The 450-nt window shown below is 66.2% G+C and carries 1 protein-coding gene and 1 pseudogene; both read left to right on the top strand.

Features of this window, described 5'->3' with window-relative positions:
• On the top strand, positions 1-224 hold a 224-nt coding region (locus tag B2W55_RS33495; protein ID WP_349678891.1), incomplete at its 5' end, for an ATP-binding protein.
• Positions 217-450 (top strand): annotated as a pseudogene (locus B2W55_RS33490) (peptidoglycan-binding protein); the annotation flags it as partial. The gene B2W55_RS33495 and the pseudogene B2W55_RS33490, both read left to right, overlap by 8 nt.

Raw genomic sequence — 450 nt, 5'->3', positions numbered from 1 at the left:
GCACCGGCCTCGGCCTGTCCATCGTCAAGGGGCTGGTTGGCCTGCACCACGGCGAGATGAATGTGGAGAGCAAGGTGGACGAGGGCACCATCGTGTCGGTCGCGCTGCCGCTGGCGTTCACGCCGCCAGCAGCGATCGAGCCGACCAGCAATGTCTCGACGCTGAAGCCCGCGCTGCGCTCCGGACTACAAGAGCAAACCCATCAGGTGAAGAAGAGTGCCTAGACAGACTTTGGATGACGATGAAACGCCGCGCCGTCGCCGCGGCGCCAAGGCAGCGGCCATCGCGGTCGAGGAGGAACGTGGCCTCGTCCTGCGCCTGCTGCTGCACAGTCCGAAGGATCTCGTCGCGGGCGTGCTGGCGGCCTCGGCCATCATCGCGATCCTGATCAATGCGCTGTTCCTACAGGCGGGGCGGCATCCGTCGCCGATGTTCGGCGGTTCGGTGTCC

The sequence above is a fragment of the Bradyrhizobium sp. UBA2491 genome, assembly GCF_002341725.1.
Classification (GTDB): domain Bacteria; phylum Pseudomonadota; class Alphaproteobacteria; order Rhizobiales; family Xanthobacteraceae; genus Bradyrhizobium.
The sequence above is the reverse complement of the archived record's forward strand: the minus strand, read 5'-3'. Positions and strand labels throughout refer to the sequence as shown.